The sequence below is a fragment of the Serratia marcescens genome, assembly GCF_029846115.1.
Lineage (GTDB): Bacteria > Pseudomonadota > Gammaproteobacteria > Enterobacterales > Enterobacteriaceae > Serratia > Serratia marcescens_L.
In genome coordinates, this window is the sequence record NZ_JARVZZ010000001.1 from 492,368 (window position 1) to 511,438 (window position 19,071).

Annotated in this window: 12 protein-coding genes and 1 riboswitch; of the genes, 6 read left to right on the forward strand and 6 right to left on the reverse strand. The window is 63.1% G+C overall.

Annotated elements, in window-relative coordinates; all coding sequences use genetic code 11:
- Positions 1-154: 154 nt before the first annotated feature.
- From QDT79_RS02265 to QDT79_RS02285, 5 genes are all read left to right on the forward strand, one after another.
- A complete protein-coding gene (locus tag QDT79_RS02265) occupies positions 155-1,963 on the forward strand; it encodes a cation:proton antiporter (protein ID WP_130017690.1) in 1,809 nt (602 codons plus the stop codon).
- 52 nt (positions 1,964-2,015) lie between these two features.
- Positions 2,016-2,210: riboswitch (Lysine riboswitch) on the forward strand.
- A gap of 108 nt (positions 2,211-2,318) precedes the next feature.
- Positions 2,319-3,686 (forward strand): lysine-sensitive aspartokinase 3, encoded by a 1,368-nt coding sequence (lysC, locus tag QDT79_RS02270; protein WP_308316170.1) that lies wholly within the window; start codon positions 2,319-2,321, stop codon positions 3,684-3,686.
- Positions 3,687-3,828: 142 nt separating this feature from the next.
- Positions 3,829-4,746: a ketopantoate/pantoate/pantothenate transporter PanS gene (gene panS / locus QDT79_RS02275; RefSeq protein WP_063988520.1), complete on the forward strand. Its 918-nt coding sequence runs from the start codon at positions 3,829-3,831 to the stop codon at positions 4,744-4,746.
- 385 nt (positions 4,747-5,131) lie between these two features.
- On the forward strand, positions 5,132-6,811 hold the full coding sequence (locus QDT79_RS02280; protein WP_308316171.1) for a ShlB/FhaC/HecB family hemolysin secretion/activation protein: 1,680 nt from the start codon (positions 5,132-5,134) through the stop codon (positions 6,809-6,811).
- 49 nt (positions 6,812-6,860) lie between these two features.
- Positions 6,861-11,687 carry a hemagglutinin repeat-containing protein gene (locus QDT79_RS02285; RefSeq protein WP_308316172.1) on the forward strand — a complete coding sequence of 1,609 codons (4,827 nt, stop codon included), beginning with the start codon at positions 6,861-6,863 and terminating at the stop codon, positions 11,685-11,687.
- A gap of 48 nt (positions 11,688-11,735) precedes the next feature.
- Here QDT79_RS02285 and QDT79_RS02290 read toward each other — a convergent pair whose 3' ends face one another.
- The 6 genes from QDT79_RS02290 to QDT79_RS02315 form a co-directional block, all read right to left on the reverse strand.
- Complete coding sequence (locus QDT79_RS02290) at positions 11,736-13,385, reverse strand: Na/Pi cotransporter family protein (RefSeq protein WP_130017687.1); 1,650 nt, start codon at positions 13,383-13,385, stop codon at positions 11,736-11,738.
- Between the two features lie 240 nt (positions 13,386-13,625).
- Complete coding sequence (locus tag QDT79_RS02295) at positions 13,626-14,618, reverse strand: ABC transporter ATP-binding protein (RefSeq protein ID WP_063988516.1); 993 nt, start codon at positions 14,616-14,618, stop codon at positions 13,626-13,628.
- A gap of 4 nt (positions 14,619-14,622) precedes the next feature.
- Entirely contained in the window at positions 14,623-15,408 is a 786-nt protein-coding gene (locus QDT79_RS02300; RefSeq protein ID WP_107227125.1) for an ABC transporter permease, read from the reverse strand.
- Between the two features lie 17 nt (positions 15,409-15,425).
- Positions 15,426-16,271 (reverse strand): ABC transporter permease, encoded by an 846-nt coding sequence (locus QDT79_RS02305; RefSeq protein WP_039569690.1) that lies wholly within the window; start codon positions 16,269-16,271, stop codon positions 15,426-15,428.
- On the reverse strand, positions 16,268-17,077 hold the full coding sequence (locus QDT79_RS02310; protein WP_107227126.1) for an alkaline phosphatase family protein: 810 nt from the start codon (positions 17,075-17,077) through the stop codon (positions 16,268-16,270). Before QDT79_RS02310 ends, QDT79_RS02305 begins: the two co-directional genes overlap by 4 nt.
- A gap of 11 nt (positions 17,078-17,088) precedes the next feature.
- Positions 17,089-18,150, reverse strand: a complete 1,062-nt coding sequence (locus tag QDT79_RS02315; protein WP_130017685.1) for an ABC transporter substrate-binding protein — start codon at positions 18,148-18,150, stop codon at positions 17,089-17,091.
- Positions 18,151-18,343: 193 nt separating this feature from the next.
- Here QDT79_RS02315 and QDT79_RS02320 point away from each other — a divergent pair, with 193 nt between their 5' ends.
- Positions 18,344-19,054 carry a UTRA domain-containing protein gene (locus QDT79_RS02320; protein WP_107227127.1) on the forward strand — a complete coding sequence of 237 codons (711 nt, stop codon included), beginning with the start codon at positions 18,344-18,346 and terminating at the stop codon, positions 19,052-19,054.
- Positions 19,055-19,071: the final 17 nt, after the last annotated feature.

Sequence of the window (19,071 nt, forward strand, 5' to 3'; positions counted from 1 at the left end):
CTTTTCTTGCGATAGGCGCTAACTGTCAACGCATTGCCGCCTCGTTTCAGCTTTCACTCTATACTTTGGGCTAACGGTCTGTTATCGGGGTTACCGAATTGTCATCAGGCTGTGTCATCGTTGCTTATTTCGTCATTTGAAAGGGATCTCGCTTATGGAATTATCCGCCCCGCTTATGTTGGTGCTTATCGGCCTGGCGTCGCTGCTGGCGCAGTGGCTGGCCTGGCTGCTGCGCCTGCCGGCCATTTTGCCGCTGTTGCTGTTCGGCATCGTGCTCGGCCCGACGGTGCATCTGGTGCAGCCGGATCTGCTGTTCGGCGATCTGCTGTTTCCGCTGGTGTCGCTGTCGGTGGCGATCATCCTGTTCGAGGGGGCGCTGACGCTGCGCTTCGAGGAGATACGCGGCCTCGGCGGCGTGGTGCGCAATCTGGTCACCGTCGGCATGCTAGTCACCTTTCTGGTCATCAGCCTCGCCAGCTGGTGGCTGCTGGATTTCCCGCCGGAGCTGGCGGCGCTGATCGGCGCGGTGACGGTGGTGACCGGGCCGACGGTGATCGCCCCGCTGATGCGCGTGGTGCGGCCGAACGCCAACATTAACCAGGTGCTGCGCTGGGAAGGGATCGTTATCGATCCGGTCGGCGCCATCTTCACCCTGCTGGTGTTCGAGTTCATCGTACTGAAGCAGAATGCGGAGTCCTATACCCACCTGTTTTGGACGCTGGGCGTGACCGCCGCCGTCGGCCTGATCGCCGGCGCGGTGTTCGGCTACCTGCTCGGCTTGGCGCTGCGCCGCGTCTGGCTGCCGCGCTACCTGCAGAACCTGGCGGTGTTGGCGATCATGTTGACCGCCTTCGGTGTTTCCAACGCCATCGCCGACGAATCCGGCCTGCTGACCGTCACGGTGATGGGCATCTGGCTGGCCAACATGCGCGACGTGGACACCAGCGATATTCTGGCGTTCAAAGAGGAGCTGTCGGCGATCCTGATCTCGGCGCTGTTCATCATTCTGGCGGCGCGGCTCGATATCCAGGCGCTGTGGAACATGGGCTGGCCGTTGCTCCTGCTGCTGCTGGCGGTGCAGTTCATCGCCCGGCCGCTGTGCATCGCGGTATCGACCTGGCGCTCTTCCCTGCACTGGCGCGATCGGCTGCTGCTGTGCTGGATCGCCCCGCGCGGCATCGTCGCCGCGGCGGTCAGCTCGCTTTTCGCGCTGACGCTGCAGCGCAGCGGCTATCAGGGCGCCGACCGGCTGGTCACCGTGGTGTTCGCCATCATCATCGGCACCGTGGTGCTGCAAAGCCTGACCAGCGGCATGATGGCGCGCTGGCTGCGGGTGCAGCAGCAAAAGCCGCGCGGCGTGCTGATCGTCGGCGCCAACAGCGTGGCGCGCATGCTGGCGCAGGCGCTGATCAAGCTGAACGTGCCGGTGATCGTCACCGACAGCAGTTGGGAGTACTACCGCCAGGCGCGCATGGACGGCATTCCGGCCTACTATGGCCACGCCTACTCCGAACACGCCGAGAACTATCTCGATCTGAGCAATATCGCCCAGGTGTTGGCGCTGTCACCCAACCGCCACCAGAACGCGCTGGCGGTCTACCATTTCGGCCATCTCTTCGGCGAGGATCACGTGTTTGCCATCCGGTCGGGGGCGCCGCTGAAAGGGCGCGGCGCCAGCGCGGAAAGTTCGCGTTTCCGCCGGCATGAAATTTTATTTAATCAGGAAGCCACCTACGGCCGCCTGAGCAGCCTGCTCGCCAGGGGGGCCACCATCAAAGCGACCAAATTGAACGAAAATTTCGGTTGGCTGGAGTATTTGGAAAAACATCAGGGCGTTATCCCGTTATTCAGCCAAAAGGAAGACGGTTCTCTGCACCCGATTGGCGCCGGTTCCACGCCCACGATGCCCTGTACGCTTATCGCGCTGGTACAAGATGAAAATCCCTCACCGTCTGTACGTTGACAGAATGGCGATAACCGGCTATTCCTAACAGCCTACTTGCGCACCCGGTGCGCAAGCCAGAAGAGGCGCGTCGCCCAGGTAGAGTGTCAGAGGAGCCGTTTCTCCGTTGACGGCACCCGAGGGGGAGCGACGCCGAGGTACGATAATGGCCGGCCATTATCGTATCGACTACAGGGGCTGAATCCCCTGGGTTGTCACCAGGGGATCGCCCGCAGGGCGATCGACAAGGTGGGGCGCTTCTGGGTGTATCGTAGCCTGACCTCTACGCCTGCCCCCTGTTTACCGCTCTCCCCTTGTGCCAAGGCTATAGAATTACAGTGCCCCCAAACGGGCATCCCTGACACGAGGTTTCTAGATGAACCAAGCAGCACCCCAGAATTCCACCGTGGTAGCCAAGTTCGGCGGCACCAGCGTCGCCGACTTTGAAGCCATGAACCGCAGCGCCGACGTCGTGCTGGCCAACCCGCAGGTCCGCCTGGTGGTGTTGTCCGCTTCGGCGGGCGTCACCAACCTGTTGGTCGCCCTGGCCGAGGGTTGCGAGGCCGACAAGCGCAATTACCAGCTTGATGAGATCCGCCGCATCCAGTACGCCATTCTCGATCGCCTCACGGCGCCGGCGGTGATCCGCGACGAAATAGACCGCCTGCTGGAAAACATCGCCATGCTGTCGGAGGCCGCGTCGCTGGCCACCTCGACGGCGTTGACCGACGAGCTGGTCAGCCATGGGGAGCTGATGTCCACCCTGCTGTTCGTTGAAATCCTGCGCGCCCGCAACGTGCAGGCCGAATGGTTCGACGTGCGCAAGGTGATGCGCACTGACGATCACTTCGGCCGCGCCGTGCCGGACAGCGCCGCGCTCAGCGAACTGGCCCGGGCGCAGTTGCAGCCGCGCCTGCAGGAAGCGCTGGTGGTCACGCAGGGCTTTATCGGCAGCGAGCCGAAAGGCCGCACCACCACGCTCGGCCGCGGCGGCAGCGACTATACTGCCGCGCTGCTCGGCGAGGCGCTCGGCGTTGGCCGGGTGGATATCTGGACCGACGTGCCGGGCATCTACACCACCGATCCGCGCGTAGTGCCGGCGGCCAAGCGCATCGACAAAATCGGTTTCGAAGAGGCGGCGGAAATGGCCACCTTCGGCGCCAAGGTGCTGCACCCGGCCACCCTGCTGCCGGCGGTGCGCAGCGACATTCCGGTGTTCGTCGGCTCGAGCAAGGATCCGGCGGCCGGCGGCACGCTGGTGTGCAACACCACCGAGAACCCGCCGCTGTTCCGCGCGCTGGCGCTGCGCCGCAAGCAAACGCTGCTGACGCTGCACAGCCTGAACATGCTGCACGCACGCGGTTTCCTGGCCGAGGTGTTCAACATTCTGGCGTGCCACAACATCTCCGTCGATCTGATCACCACCTCGGAGGTCAGCATTGCGCTGACCATGGACACCACCGGCGCTACCTCCGTCGGCGGCAGCCTGCTGACCACCTCGCTGCTGACCGAGCTGTCGTCGCTGTGCCGGGTGGAAGTGGAAGAAAACCTGGCGCTGGTGGCGATCATCGGCAACCAGCTGTCGCGCGCCTGCGGCGTGGGTAAAGAGGTGTTTGGCGTGCTCGATCCGTTCAATATCCGCCTGATCTGCTACGGCGCCAGCAGCTATAACCTGTGCTTCCTGGTGCCGGGCGAAGAAGCCGAACAGGTGGTGCGTACCCTGCACCACAACCTGTTCGAATAAGTCATTATCCCCGATTGCGGGCGCAGCACGCTGCGCCCCTGCGTCTAAAAAAATCCGTTCAAAACCTGCAGGGGTTCAGCATGTTGAACCCGCATAAAACACAACCACACCCACCGTTCTCAATCTGGCTAAGGAAACCTGCATGTTGGCACTACTCACGCGTTTATTCCCCCTGTGGGCGATACTGCTGTCCGTCGCCGCCTATTACACGCCGACCACCTTTACCGGCATCGGCCCCTACGTCAGCCCGCTGCTGATGCTGATCATGTTCGCCATGGGCGTCACGCTGCGGCTGGACGACTTCAAACGCGTGCTGGCGCGCCCCGGCCCGGTGGCGGCCGGCATCTTCCTGCACTATTTGATCATGCCGCTGGCGGCCTGGATCCTGGCGATGCTGTTCCGCATGCCGCCGGATCTGTCCGCCGGCATGGTGCTGGTGGGCAGCGTGGCCAGCGGCACCGCGTCCAACGTAATGATCTACCTGGCCAAGGGTGACGTGGCGCTGTCGGTCACCATCTCGGCGGTCTCGACGCTGGTGGGAGTGTTCGCCACGCCGCTGCTGACCCGCCTGTACGTCGACGCCAAGATCAGCGTCGATATCATGGGCATGCTGCTGAGCATTCTGCAGATCGTGGTGATCCCGATCGGCCTGGGCCTGATCGTCCACCATACCCTGACCAAGGCGGTGAAACGCATTGAGCCGCTGCTGCCGGCGCTGTCGATGGTGTGCATCCTGGCGATCATCAGCGCGGTGGTGGCGGGCAGCCAAAGCCACATCGCCTCGGTCGGTCTGGTGGTGATCGTCGCGGTGATCCTGCACAACGGTATCGGTCTGCTGAGCGGCTATTGGGGCGGCAAGCTGTTTGGCTTCGACGAATCCACCTGCCGCACGCTGGCGATCGAGGTCGGCATGCAGAACTCCGGGCTGGCGGCCACGCTGGGCAAAATCTACTTCTCCCCGCTGGCCGCGCTACCGGGCGCGCTGTTCTCGGTCTGGCATAACCTCTCAGGTTCGCTGCTGGCGGGTTATTGGTCCGGCCGCCCTATCAAGAAAAAATAAACCGCCTGTAGGGACGCAAACAATTGCGTCCCTTTTCTTTCCTGCGAAATTTCGTATTTCCCACTGGTCGGATTGTCATAATTCTCCTCATCCCCTATCATCCGTGAAAAATAAAAATTCAGATTCTTCCTATCCATGCCGATAATGTTGGCAAGAGGAAGAGACGCTCCACTTTTTTTAATTAATTAAGTCGCCAGGGTTGCCCACCATAAAAGAAGCAGCCTAATTATTATTTAGATCTATACCCACCGTCTTATTTGCTGCGGCAAATCAAGATACCTCGCAATGTGCATGTCGCTCATTATTTCGGGCCGGCCGTCGGCCGCCCGTGGTTTACCTCATGGATTGGGCTGGCTGCCCCGGCGGCCTCTCATAATGGATTACAATGATAAAAAAAATCACCGCCTTGACGCTGCTGGTCAGCACGGCCCTTTCCGCCGAAACTCTGCCGGACTCTCACATGATGCGGGATATGTCGATGGGGGAGTCGCGCCGCGCGCTGCAAGACAGCACGCGTGAAGTCAACCAGTTGATTGAGCAACGCCGCTATCAGCAGCTGAAGCAGCAACGCTTGCTGGCGGAACCGGAACCGGCCGCGCCCGCCCTGCCGCAGTCCGCGCAGTGCCTGCCTATCGCCGGCGTTTATCTGCAGGGCGTTACCCTGCTCTCGCCGGCCGATTTATCCGTCCTGAGCGCGCTGCCGGAACAATGCATCAGCAGCAACGATATCAATCGCCTGACCCGTGAATTAACGCGCCTTTATGTGCAAAAAGGCTATATCACCGCGCGCGTGCAAATTGTTCGCCCTAATTCACAGGGAGAATTGGGGTTAAGCGTCACCGAAGGATTCATCGAAAAAATAGAAGGCGGCGATCGCTGGGTCAACAGCCGTTTATTATTTCCGGGGCTGGAAGGCAAACCGTTGAAATTAACCGAACTCGACCAGGGATTGGATCAGGCCAACCGTTTGCAATCGAACACCACCAAGCTGGATATATTGCCCGGCCGCCAGGTTGGCGGTTCGGTCATTCGTTTGCGCAATCAGCATGCCAAGCCCTGGCTGATTACCGTCGGCACGGATAATTACGGCCAAAAAAGCACCGGCCAGTGGCTGGCTCGCGCCACCGCCACGCTGGACAGCCCGTTCGGCCTGTCGGACTTCGTCAGCCTGAATGCCAACAGCACGCTGGAAAACCCGGCTCATCGCTATAACCGCGCCTATACCCTGCTCTATTCGCTGCCGTACGGCGCGTTCACCTTCAGCGGATTCGCCAGCTTCTCGTCCTATGAGAACCACCAGCAGCTGCCGCACAACATGGTCAAACTGCACGGCCAGACCCAGCAGTACGGTCTGCGCAGCGACTACGTGTTTTACCGCGATCACGATCAGATAGACAGCCTGAGCGGTCAGTTGACCTACAAGCGCATCGACAACTACTTCGAAAGCGTGCGCCTCGAGGTCAGCAGCCCCACCCTGACCCTGGCCGAACTGAGCGCCAGCCACCTGCAAATTCTGCCCAACGGGGTGTTCAGCGCCAACCTCAGCGTCGAACAGGGCCTGCCGTGGCTGGGGGCCGGTCGCCACCCAAGCTCGGTGCACCTCGACAGCCAGTTCACCAAAGGCAAGCTGTTCGCCAACCTCAGCCAGCGCCTCCAACTGGGTGACGCCACCTATCAGCTCAACAACCTGTTCTACGGCCAGTACAGCCGCGACCCGCTGCCCGGCGTGGAATGGCTGAGCCTTACCGATCGCAGCGCCGTACGCGGCTTCAGCCGCAGCACCCAGTCCGGCGACAACGGCTGGTATCTGCAGAACACGCTGTCGCGCAGCTTCAATCTGGGCGCCACCACGCTGACGCCGCGCCTCGGCGCCGACGTCGGCCGCATTTTGCCGCGCCAGGACAGCTCGGGGTGGCGCAGCAGCGCCGGCCTGAGCAGCGGCGCCACGTTGCGCTATCGGCAAACGCTGGTCGATCTCGAGGTCAGCCGCGGCTGGATCTTGTCGAATCACGCCACGCCGGAAGATCCCGTTCAGGTACTGGCGCGCTTTTCTTACACCTTTTAATTAATCAGCAGTTTTGCAGGACCCCACGGCAATATACGGAGAGACATGGATGAAAAATAATAACTTCAGGCTTTCAGCAGCGGGCAAACTGGCCGCCGCACTGGCGATTATTCTCGCCGCTTCCACCGGCGCCTACGCCGCGGAGATCGTGGCAGCCAATGGCGCCAACGGCCCCGGCGTTTCCACCGCCGCGACCGGCGCGCAGGTGGTCGACATCGTCGCGCCGAACGGCAACGGGCTGTCGCACAACCAATACCAGGACTTTAACGTCAACCAGCCCGGCGCTGTGCTGAACAACTCCCGCGAGGCGGGGCTGTCGCAGCTGGCCGGCCAACTGGGCGCCAACCCCAATCTGGGCGGACGCGAAGCCAGCGTGATCCTCAACGAAGTGATCGGCCGTAACCCTTCTCTGCTGCACGGCCAGCAAGAGATCTTCGGCATGGCGGCCGACTACGTGCTGGCCAACCCGAACGGCATCAGCTGCCAGGGTTGCGGATTCATCAACACCAGCCGCTCCTCGCTGGTGGTCGGCAACCCGCTGGTGGAGAACGGCCTGCTGCAGGGCTACAGCACTCTGGATAATCGCAATACCCTGAGCCTCAACGGCACCCTGAACGCCAGCGGCGTGCTGGATCTGATCGCACCGAAGATAGACAGCCGCGGTGACGTGATCGTGCAAGACTTCACCCATCGCAACGGCAGCGTGACGCCGGCGGCGATCAACGCCATCAGCGGGCTTAACCGCGTGGCGCGCGACGGCAAGGTGCTGGCCAGCGTACAGCCGACCACCGCGCTGGACAGCTATTACCTCGGCAGCATGCAGGCCGGGCGCATTAACATCATCAACACCGCACAGGGCAGCGGCGTGAAGCTGGCCGGCACGCTGGCCGCCGGCGACGAGCTCAAGGTGAAAGCCTACGATATTCGCAGCGAAAGCCGCGTTGACGACGCCAGCAGCAACCGCAACGGCGGCGAGAACTACCAGAACTACCGTGGCGGCATCTACGTCAACGACCGCAGCAGCGGTCAGAAGCTGACCCGCACCGAGCTGAAAGGCAAGAACATCAGTCTGGTGGCGGATAACCATGCGCACCTCACCGCCACCGATATTCGCGGCGAAGACATCATGCTGCAGGGCGGCAAGCTGACGCTCGACGGTCAGCAGCTGAAACAGACCCAGGGCCACACCGACGACCGCTGGTTCTACTCCTGGCAATACGACGTCACCCGTGAGCGCGAGCAGCAGCAACAGGCAGGCAGCACCGTCGCCGCCAGCGGCAACGCCAAACTCGTCAGTACCCGGGAAGACGTGAACCTGTTGGGTGCCAACATCAGCGCCGACCGTGCTCTGAGCGTCAAAGCGGCGCGCGACGTGCACCTCGCCGGGCTGGTGGAGAAGGATAAGTCCACCGAGCGCGGCTATCAGCGCAACCACACTTCCAGCCTGCGCACCGGCAGCTGGAGCAGCAGCGATGAAAGCGAAAGCCTGAAGGCCAGCGAACTGCGTAGCCAGGGCGAACTGACGTTGAAAGCCGGTCGCAATGTCTCCACACAGGGCGCCAAGGTCCACGCCCAGCGCGATCTGACGATCGATGCAGACAACCAGATCCAGGTCGGGGTGCAGAAAACCGCCAACGCCAAAGCGGTGCGCGATGACAAAACCTCCTGGGGCGGCATCGGCGGCGGCGACAACAAAAACAACAGCAACCGTCGCGAGGTCAGCCACGCTTCCGAGCTGACCAGCGACGGCACCCTGCGCCTGAACGGCCAGCAGGGCGTCACCCTCACCGGCAGCAAGGCGCGCGGCAAGGAAGCCGGCCTGGTCACCGCCACGCAGGGCGGCCTGCGCATCGACAACGCGCTGAGCACCACCGTGGACAAAATCGACGCGCGCACCGGCACCGCCTTCAACATCACCAGCAGTTCGCACAAGGCCGACAACAGCTACCAGAGCAGCACCGCCAGCGAGCTGAAGTCTGATACCAACCTGAAGCTGGTCAGCCGTAAGGATACCGACGTCATCGGCAGCCAGGTCGCCAGCGGCGGCGAGCTGAGCGTGACGTCGCAGACCGGCAACATCAACGTCAAGGCCGCCGAACAGCAGCAAAAAATCGATGAGCAGAAGACCGCGCTTACCGTCAACGGCTACGCCAAAGAGGCCGGCGACAAGCAATACCGCGCCGGTTTGCGCATCGAACACACCCGCGACAGCGAGAAAGCCACCCGCACCGAAAACCACGGCGCCACCCTCAGCGGCGGCAGCGTGAAGCTCGAGGCGGACAAGGACGTGATCTTCAGCGGCTCCAAACTGGTCGCCGACAAAGGCGACGCCAGCGTCAGCGGCAACAAGGTTTCGTTCCTGGCGGCCGACGATAAAACCACCTCGAACACCGAGCAGACCAAGATCGGCGGCGGTTTCTACTACACCGGCGGCATCGACAAGCTCGGCAGCGGCGTGGAAGCCGGCTACGAGAACAGCAAAACGCAGGCGCAGAGCAGCAAGGCGGTCACCTCCGGCAGCGACGTCAAAGGCAACCTGGCTGTCAACGCCCGCGACAAGCTGACCCAGCAAGGCGCGCAGCACAGCGTCGGCGGCGCCTACAAAGAGAACGCCGCCGGCGTCGATCATTTGGCCGCCGCCGACACCGCCAGCAGCAGCACCACCAAAACCGACGTCGGCGTGAACATCGGCGCCAACGTCGATTACAGCGCCGTGACCCGCCCGGTCGAGCGCGCGGTCGGCAAGGCGGCCAAGCTGGACGCCACCGGCGTCATCAACGACATCGGCGGCATCGGCGCGCCTAACGTGGGCCTGGATATCGGCGCTCAGGGCGGCAGCAGCGAAAAACGCAGCAGCAGCTCGCAGGCGGTGGTCAGCTCGGTGAAAGCCGGCAGCATCGACATCAACGCCACAGGCGAAGTGCGCGATCAGGGCACGCAGTATCAGGCGAGCAAAGGCGCGGTCACGCTGACGGCGGACAGCCACCGCAGCGAAGCCGCGACGAACCGCCAGGAAGAGCAGAGCCGCGACACCCGCGGCAGCGCCGGCGTGCGCGTCTACACCTCCACCGGCAGCGATCTGACCGTAGACGCCAAGGGCGAAGGCAGCACCCAGCGCAGCAACAGCAACGCCAGCCAGGCGGTGACCGGCTCGATCGATGCCGCGAGCGGCATCAACGTCAACGTGAAACAAGACGCGGTCTATCAGGGCACCGCGCTGAACGGCGGCAGCGGTAAAACCACCGTCAACGCCGGCGGCGATATCCGCTTTGATCAGGCCAGCGACAAACAGAGCGAGAGCCACAGCGGCTTTAACGTCAAAGCCTCGGCGAAGGGCGGTTTCACCGCCGACAGTAAAAACTTCGGCGCCGGGTTCGGCGGCGGCGCCAACAACGGCGAAAGCGACAGCAGCACCGCGCAGGTCGGCAACGTCAGCGGCCAACAGGGCGTGGAACTGAAGGCGGGCCGCGATCTGACGCTTAAAGGCACCGACGTCAAAAGCCAGGGCGACATCACCCTGAGCGCGGGCAACAAGGTCGCGCTGCAGGCGGCGGAATCGACCCAAACGCGTAAGGAGAACAAGCTGTCCGGCAATATCGATCTGGGCGCCGGCAGCAGCGACAGCAAGGAAAAAACCGGCGGCAGCCTCTCCGCCGGCGGCGCCTTCGACATCGCCAAGGTGAATGAGTCCGCGACCGAACGCCAGGGCGCCACTCTCGCCTCAGACGGCAAGGTCACCCTGTCCGCCAACGGCAAAGGCGATGACGCGCTGCATCTGCAGGGCGCCAAGGTCAGCGGCAGCAGCGCCGCGCTCGAGGCGAAAAACGGCGGCATCCTGCTGGAGTCCGCCAAGAACGAGCAGCACAAGGACAATTGGAGCCTGGGCATTAAAGCCAACGCCAAAGGCGGCCAAACGTTCAATAAGGACGCCGGCGGCAAGGTCGATCCGAACACCGGCAAAGACACCCATACGCTGGGCGCCGGTCTGAAGGTCGGCGTGGAACAGCAGGATAAAACCACCCACGCCAACACCGGCATCACCGCGGGCGACGTGGCGCTCAACAGCGGTAAGGACACCCGCCTCGCCGGGGCGCGCGTCGATGCCGACAGCGTACAGGGCAAGGTGGGCGGCGATCTGCGCGTTGAAAGCCGCAAGGACGTCGAGAAAGGCGTGAAGGTGGATGTGGATGCCGGGCTGAGCCACAGCAACGATCCGGGCAGCAGCATCACCTCCAAGCTGTCGAAGGTGGGCACGCCACGCTACGCCGGTAAGGTGAAAGAGAAACTGGACGCCGGGGTGAACAAAGTGGCCGACGCCACCACCGACAAGTACAACAGCGTGGCGCGCCGCCTCGATCCGCAGCAGGACACCACTGGCGCGGTCAGCTTCAGCAAGGCCGACGGCAAAGTGACGCTGCCGGCAACGCCGGCCGGCGAGAAACCGCAGGGCCCGCTGTGGGATCGCGGTGCACGCACCGTCGGCGGCGCGGTGAAAGACAGCATCACCGGGCCGGCGGGTCGCCAGGGACAGCTCAAGGTCAATGCCGACGTGGTGAACAACAACGCGGTCGGTGAGCAGTCGGCGATTACCGGTAAGCACGGCGTGGCGCTGCAGGTCGGCGGCCAAACCCAACTGACCGGCGGCGAGATCCGCAGCCAGCAGGGCAAGGTGGAACTGGGCGGCAGCAAGGTCAGCCAGCAGGACGTCAGCGGCCAACGCTATCAGGGCGGCGGCCGCGTCGATGCGGCCGCCACGGTAGGCGGGCTGTTAGGCGGCGCGGCGAAGCAAAGCGTCGACGGCAACGTACCGTTCGTCAGCGGCCATGCTTCAACTCAGCAGGCGGACGCCAAAGCCGGCGTGTTCAGCGGCAAATAACGCGCCTCTCCTGCACAACGCCCCCGATGAAAACCGGGGGCGTTTTTTTTACAGCGTGCTCGGGGTGTCTTCCCAGTCGCGATCGTCATCCTTGGCATCCTGGTCCAACACGTTGTAAGCCACGGCGCAGAACAGCGAGTTCAAACGCTTCATGTCCCCCAACAATCCCAAATGCAACGAACTGGTCTCGATACTCTGCACGTTTTGCTGGTGCAAACGATCGACGTGCGCGTGCGCGTAGCGGCGATCCAGAATACGGAAGCGGTGCTTGGAACGGCGCAGGCGCTTGGCGCTGGTGACGTCGCCGGACAGGAACACCGACAGCCCCAGGCGCAGGTTGCCGATCAGCCGTTCGTGCAGCCCGTCCAGCTCCGCCAACCCTTCCGCCGAGAAGGCGCGGCGCGCGGCGTGCGACTTGGCGCCCACGTCGCCGGCCATGCGTTCGATGATGTCGCCCGCCTGTTCCAGGTTAAGCGCCATTTCGATGATCTCCGCCCAGCGGCGCGAGTCTTCCTCACCCAGGTCTTCCTTCTGGATCTGCGCCAGATACAGCTTGATGGCGGTATACAGCACGTCGACGTCATCGTCGAGGCGCCGCACTTCTTTATCCACGCCTTGCTTGCCGTGCAGCACTTCGCGCTGCAGGATCATCATGTGTTCCACCACGTCGCCCATCCGCAGCGTTTCGCGCGCCGCGTTGGCCAGCGCCAGCGTCGGCGTATCCAGCGCGCTGGCGTCCAGATGGCGCGGACGCATGCGCGGATCGTCGGCGGCCACGTCGACGATCAGCCGTTCGCACAGCGTCGCCATCGGTCCGGCCAGCGGGATCATCACCAGACAACGGATCAGGTTGTAGAACACGTGGAAGTAGATCACCAGCTCTTCGCTGCCGCCCGGCAATTGCGCCATCACGTCTGCCAGATAGGAGACGAACGGCAGCACCAGCACGCAGCCCACCAGCTTGAACAGCAGGCTACCGAGCGCCACGCGCCGCCCGGCGGCGTTCTGGCCGCTGGCGTTGATCATCGCCAACAGGCCGCTGCCGAGATTGGCGCCAATCACCAGGCAGAGCGCCACCTTCAGCGAGATCACGCCGGTGGCGGTCAGGGTGGCGGTCAGCAGCACCGCCGCCAGGCTGGAATAACTGACGATGGCGAACAGCGCGCCGGTCAGGGCGTCCAGCATCACGTCGCCGGTCAGCGACGAGAACAGCACTTTTACCCCGGCCGCCTGCGTGATCGGCGTGGCGGCGGCCACGATCAGCTCCAGCGCCAACACGATCAGCCCAAGGCCGATCAAGACGCGCCCGATCTGGCCGATCCGCATCTGCTTGCGGCTGAGGAACAGGAAGACGCCGACCAGGATCAGCAGCGGCGACAGCCAGGAAAGATCGAAGGTCAGCACGCGCGCCATCAGCGCGGTGCCGACGTCGGCGCCGAGCATGATCACTAGCGCAGGCGCCAGCCCCACCAGCCCCTGCGCGACGAAAGAGGTCACCAGCAGCGCCGTGGCGTTGCTGCTTTGCACCAGCGCGGTCACGCCGATGCCGGAAACGAACGCCAGCGGCTTTTTCTCAACGCTGTCGCTCAACACGCGCCGCAGATTGGCGCCGTAAACCCGCATGATCCCGGTGCGCACGATGTGGGTACCCCACACCAACAGCGCCACGGAGGAAAGCAGGTGAAGAAGGGTCAGCACGGAAGATACGCTCCATTAACGCCCGGCCAAAGGAGGTTGATACCCGATGCCAGTCAGGCGGTGCGGACGGACGGAACGGTTCTGTTCGCCTTAGCCGCAGCCGGTAGGCCAAAAGATGACGGGTACAGCGCGCGGTCCCGCCTGCCGGGCGTAGGTCTGGCAGGACAGCGGGCGGGCGGCAGACCGCAGAAGAGAAGGGTTAATGCGGCGGCGGAAAGGCCCCGGCGCCGCGCTGCGAAGTCATGCAACTTCCCGCAATACAACAGGTTCCAAGTGTAGCCCAATTTCCGCGCCGTCGGGCCGCAGGTCGGCCACCGACCGGTTTAGCACGTCAACCAGCAATTCTACACCGCGAACCTGAATCCGATAGCGTACCACATTCCCGAGCAAACTGTGGCCCAGGATCACCCCGTCGATCCCCTGCCCGGCCGGCAACAGGCCAATCGATTCAGGGCGGATCGCCACCTTGCCGGCATAGCTGCGCCCGGTCAGCTGGGCGGCCTGTTCGGCGGTCAGCAGGTTATAGTTACCGATAAACCCGGCGGCGAAGGCATCCGCCGGCTGGGTATACAGGGTTTCCGCATCGCCGCTCTGCACGATCTGCCCCTTGTTCATCAGCACGATGCGATCCGACAGGGTCAACGCCTCTTCCTGATCGTGGGTGACGAAGATCGCCGTCAGGTTCAGCTCGCGCTGAATGCGCCGGATCTGCTCGCGCAGGTGTTTGCGGATGCGCGCATCCAGCGCCGACAGCGGTTCGTCGAGCAGCAGCAGACGCGGACGGGTGACCAGCGATCGCGCCAGCGCCACACGCTGACACTGGCCGCCCGACAGCTGATGCGGATAGCGCTTCGCCAGATCGCTCAGCTCCACCAGCGCCAGCACCTCCTGCACCCGCTGGCCGATCTGCCCGGCCGCCAGCTTCTGCATTTTCAGGCCGAAGGCCACGTTGCCTTCCACCGTCATATTGGGAAACAGCGCATAGCTTTGGAACACCATGCCGATGCCGCGCTTTTGCGGCGCCAGCGGCACCAGATCCTGGCCCTGCAGCAAAATGTGCCCGCTGTCGACCGGGGTCAGGCCGGCCAGGCAGCGCAGCAGCGTCGATTTGCCGCAGCCGCTCGGCCCCAGCAGGGTGACGAACTCCCCCTCTTCGGCGGTGAAATCGATATCCTGAAACACCTGGGTCTGGCCATAGTGTTTGTTCAGGCGGGTGACGTTGAGATAAGCCATCGGGTTAACCCTTGTTTTTATTCAGCAGGTTCGCCAGCCAGGTGACGAGCAGCACCACGGCGAAATAGGAGATGACCAGCGCGCTGGTGAAATGCCCGCTGCCGTTGCGCATGTTGAACAGGTAAACCTGCAGCGTTTCATACTGGCTGCCCACCAGCAGGTTGGCGAACACGAACTCGCCGATCAGGAACGAGAACGACAGCAGCACGGCGATCATTCCGCCCTTTCGCAGGTTCGGCAGTACCACCCACAGCGCCGCCTGCCAGGTACTGGCGCCGAGCAGGTGCGCGGCGTCCATCAGATCGCGCAGGTTGATCGCCTGCATGTTATTGCTGATGGCGCGGTAGATAAACGGCAGCGCGATGGTGAAATAGCAGCCCACTAAAATCCACGGAGTGCCGAGCAGCGGCAGCGGATCGGCGGCGAACAGCTGCATCAGCCCCACCGCCGACACCACCGGCGGCACGGCGAACGGCAGCAGAATCAGTACGTTCATCACCGCGTCCAGCTTGGGGAAGTAGTAAGCGATCACAAACATCGCCGGCAGGATCACCACCACCGACAGCAGCAGCGTGCCGAAACAGATCAGCAGCGAGTGCCACAGTGCCTGCAAAAAGCGCGGGTCGTTCCACAGCGCCGTCAGCCACTTCAGGGTAAAACCGTCCGGCAAAATGGTGGCCCCCCACTGGGTGGCCAGCGCATAAATCAGCGTCGCCGCCAACGGCAGCAGCAGGATCAGCAGCAGCAGGCCGGTCACCGTGCGATGGTACAGGCGTTCAGCATGCGACATGGACACTCTCCATCCGGTTACGAGCGCGCATTGAGGTAGCTCCTGCGCAGCATCCATTGGTGGATCACCGTGATAAACGCCATCATCACCACCAGCAGCATCGCCAGCGCGCTGGCCAGGTTCGGATCGAGGGAGATGTCCCCCGCCACCAGCGCCGAGATACGGATCGGGATCACGTTGAAGTTGCCGGTGGTCAGCGCGTAGACCGTAGCGTAGGCGCCCAGCGCGTTGGCCAACAGGATGACAAAGGTGCCCATCAGCGCCGGCGCCAGCACCGGCAGGCCGATATGCCGCCAATAGCGCCAGGGGCCGGCGCCGAGCAGCGCCGCCGACTCGCGCCAGTCGGCGCGCAGCGCGTCGAACGCCGGATACAGCAACAGCACCCCCAGCGGGATCTGGAAGTAGGTATACAGCACGATCAGGCCGCTCTTCGAATAGAGGTTGAAACTCTCCATCAGACCGTATTTGCGCAGCAGCAGCGTCAGGCAACCGTTCAGCCCCAGCAGGATGACGAAGGCGAACGCCAGCGGCACCCCGGCGAAGTTGCTGGTCATGTTGGTGAACGACATCACGAAGTCATGAAATCGGGTCTGGCCGAGCTGGCGCAGCGAGTAACTGCCCACTAACGCAATCAGCAAGCCGTAGACGCTCGACCACAGCGAGATCTCCAGCGAGAACTGAAAGGCCTGCAGGTAGAACGGCGAGGTGAGGATATCGACATAGTTGCCCCAGCCCCAGCCGCTGCTCTCGCTGAAAAAGCTGTGAACGGCGATCCACACCAGCGGGGCGATCTGAAACGCGCCGAACAGCACGATAAACGGCAACAGGCACAGCGCGGCGATCCATTTGGTTTTGCCGTTCATCGCGCATCCTGGGCCAACAGCGCCCGACAACGCGGCTTGTCATGCGCCACCTGCAGCAGATCGCAAATCGTGCCGCACAGCTCGGTTTGCTGCGGATCGGCGTCATCTTGGCTGAACCCCGCCCCGAACACGAACAGCGGTACCTGGCGCTCTTCCGGCAACACGCCACCGTGGCTGCGATCGTCGTTCATGCCGTGGTCAGCGGTGACCAGCACCTGATAACCGGCCGCCAACCACTCAGGCAGGTAGCGCGACAGCGAACCGTCGGCGCGCCGCGCCGCATTGCGGTACTGCGGCGAAGAGAGGCCGAAGCGGTGCCCGGCGTCGTCGATGTTCATCGGGTGGACCATCAGGAAGTCCGGCTGATGACGCTGGCGCAGGCTTTCGGCGTCGTCGAACAGATGGCTGTCGGGGTAGCCGTCGTCGTAATAGAAATGCCCGTGCTGGATCGGCAGCTCGGGGGCGTCGGTATGGCGGTCGCGCGCGGCGTCGAACGGCGTGCGGTTATACAATTCGCTGAACCAATGATACGCGGCGGCGGCGGTGGTTAGTCCGGCGGCGCGCGCGTAATGAAACACGCTTTGTTGATGAGACAGGCGCGAGACGTGGTTGTGCACCACGCCGCTCTCCACCGGCGTGACGCCGGTGAGGATGCATTCATACAGCGGCCGGGAGAGCGAGGGCAGCTCGCTCTCCAGCAGGTACAACCGTCCGCGTCCCGCCGCGCATTCGGCCTGCAGATAGCCCATGGCGTCGTGCGCCACCCGGTAGTTGAGGCCGTCCAGCAGCACGAGGATCGTTTTCATGGTGCGTTAACTCACTGCTGCATAAACATAATGACGTTTTCCTGCCACAGACGCGGCAGCGCTTTGGCGCTCTGTTCCCAGGCCGCCGGATCGGCGATCGGGTGCGCGTTCTTGTACTGCTCGGCCGGCAGCAGCTTGGCCTTGACGTCGTCCGGCAGCGTCAGATGCTCGGCGCGGATCGGGCGGGCATAGCCGCGCGCCAGGTTGATCTGGCCGGCGTCGGAGAAGATGTATTCGCGCGCCAGCTTGGCGGCGTTCGGGTGCTTGGCGTATTTGTTGATGATGGTGGTGTAGCCGGAGGTGATAGAACCGTCCGACGGGATCAGCACTTCAAAGCGGGTTTTGTCGATCTGGTCGCGGTAGTTCAGGCCGTTGAAGTCCCACACCACGCCGACCTGCACTTCCCCTTTCTCCAGCGACGCGATCACCGGGTTGCTCAGGCTCAGGCGGCCGGCCTTGGCCAGCTTGCCGAAGAACTCCAGACCCGGCTTGAGGTTTTTCTCGTTGCCGCCCATGGCGTAGGTGGCCGCCAGCACGCCGCTGGCCGCCTGCGACGCGGTGCCGACGTCGCCGATGGTGACCTGATAGCTGCCCTTCAGCAGATCGGCCCAGCTGTGCGGGATGTCTTTCACCTGCTGCTTGTTGATGATGAAGGCGATGGTGCCGGTGTAAGCCAACGCCCAATGACCATCTTTGTCTTTCGCCCAGTCCGGCACCTGATTCCAGGTAGAGGGTTTGTACGGCTGCGTCACGCCCTTCTGCACCGCCACCGGGCCGAAGGCCGCGCCGACGTCACCGATATCCGCCGTCGCGTTGTTCTTTTCCGCATCGAATTTAGCGATCTCCTGTGCGGAGCTCATGTCGGTATCGACATGCTTCAGGCCGTATTTGCTCAACAGATCTTGCCAGGTGCCTTTCCAGTTGGCCCAGCTGTCCGGCATGCCGACGCTGTTGACTTCGCCTTCTTTTTTAGCGGCCTGCTCCAGCGCCGCCAGATCGGTATCCGCGGCCCAGCTCATCTGGCTGGATAACACGATGGCACTGGTTAACACAGAAGCGCACAAACGTTTCATAACTGATGCTCCAGGTGGTAGTGTGGGGATGGCTGGACTAGTCCAGCAAGGACCAAACCAATCTAACGGACGAATGTGATAATTATATGTCAGCTTAAAAAAGCGACAGTTTTATCACCCATTGCAACGGCGAAAACGCGACGCTGGTCTACCTTAAGGGAGGCCAAACGCACTGAAACGGGACACCCGCTGTATGAGTGAAGCACCGACGACCGTCGCGACCATCTGCCAAACGCTGAACGCCCGCATCACCGCAGGCGAGTTTGCCGTGGGCGGCAAGCTGCCCTCCGAACGCGCCCTGAGCGAACAGTTCGCCACTACCCGCATTACCTTGCAGGAGGCGCTCGGTCAGTTGGAGGCGCAGGGCGTCATCTACCGCCAGGTGCGGCGCGGCTGGTTCATCTCGCCCCCACGTCTTATCTACAACCCGCTGCAGCGCAGCCATTTTCACGCCATGGCCCAGCAGCAGGGGCGCGCCGCCCATACCGAAGCGATCGACAGCGCGGTAGTCACGCTCGACGCGCCGCTGGCCAACCGCCTGGCGCTGCCCCCCGGCGCCGAGGTCTATCGCATTCGCCGGCTGCGTTACATCGACGGGCGCGCGGTGCTGTACTGCGAGCACTACCTCAACCCGGCCTATTTCCCCGGCATTCTGGACGAAGATCTGACCCAGTCGCTGACCGCACTGTACGCCGCGCGCTATGGCATCCACTACGGGCGAGTGCGTTTCGACATGCTGCCCACCCTGCTGCCGCAGCAGGCCGCCGCCATGCTGAAGGTGACCTACGGCAGCCCGGCGCTGTTCATTACGCGGGTGAACCGCGATCAGCACGACCGGGTGATCGATTGTGACCTGGAGTATTGGCGTTACGATGCGCTGCACATCGACGTGGAAGCGCTGTAAATGACAAGGGCGCATCG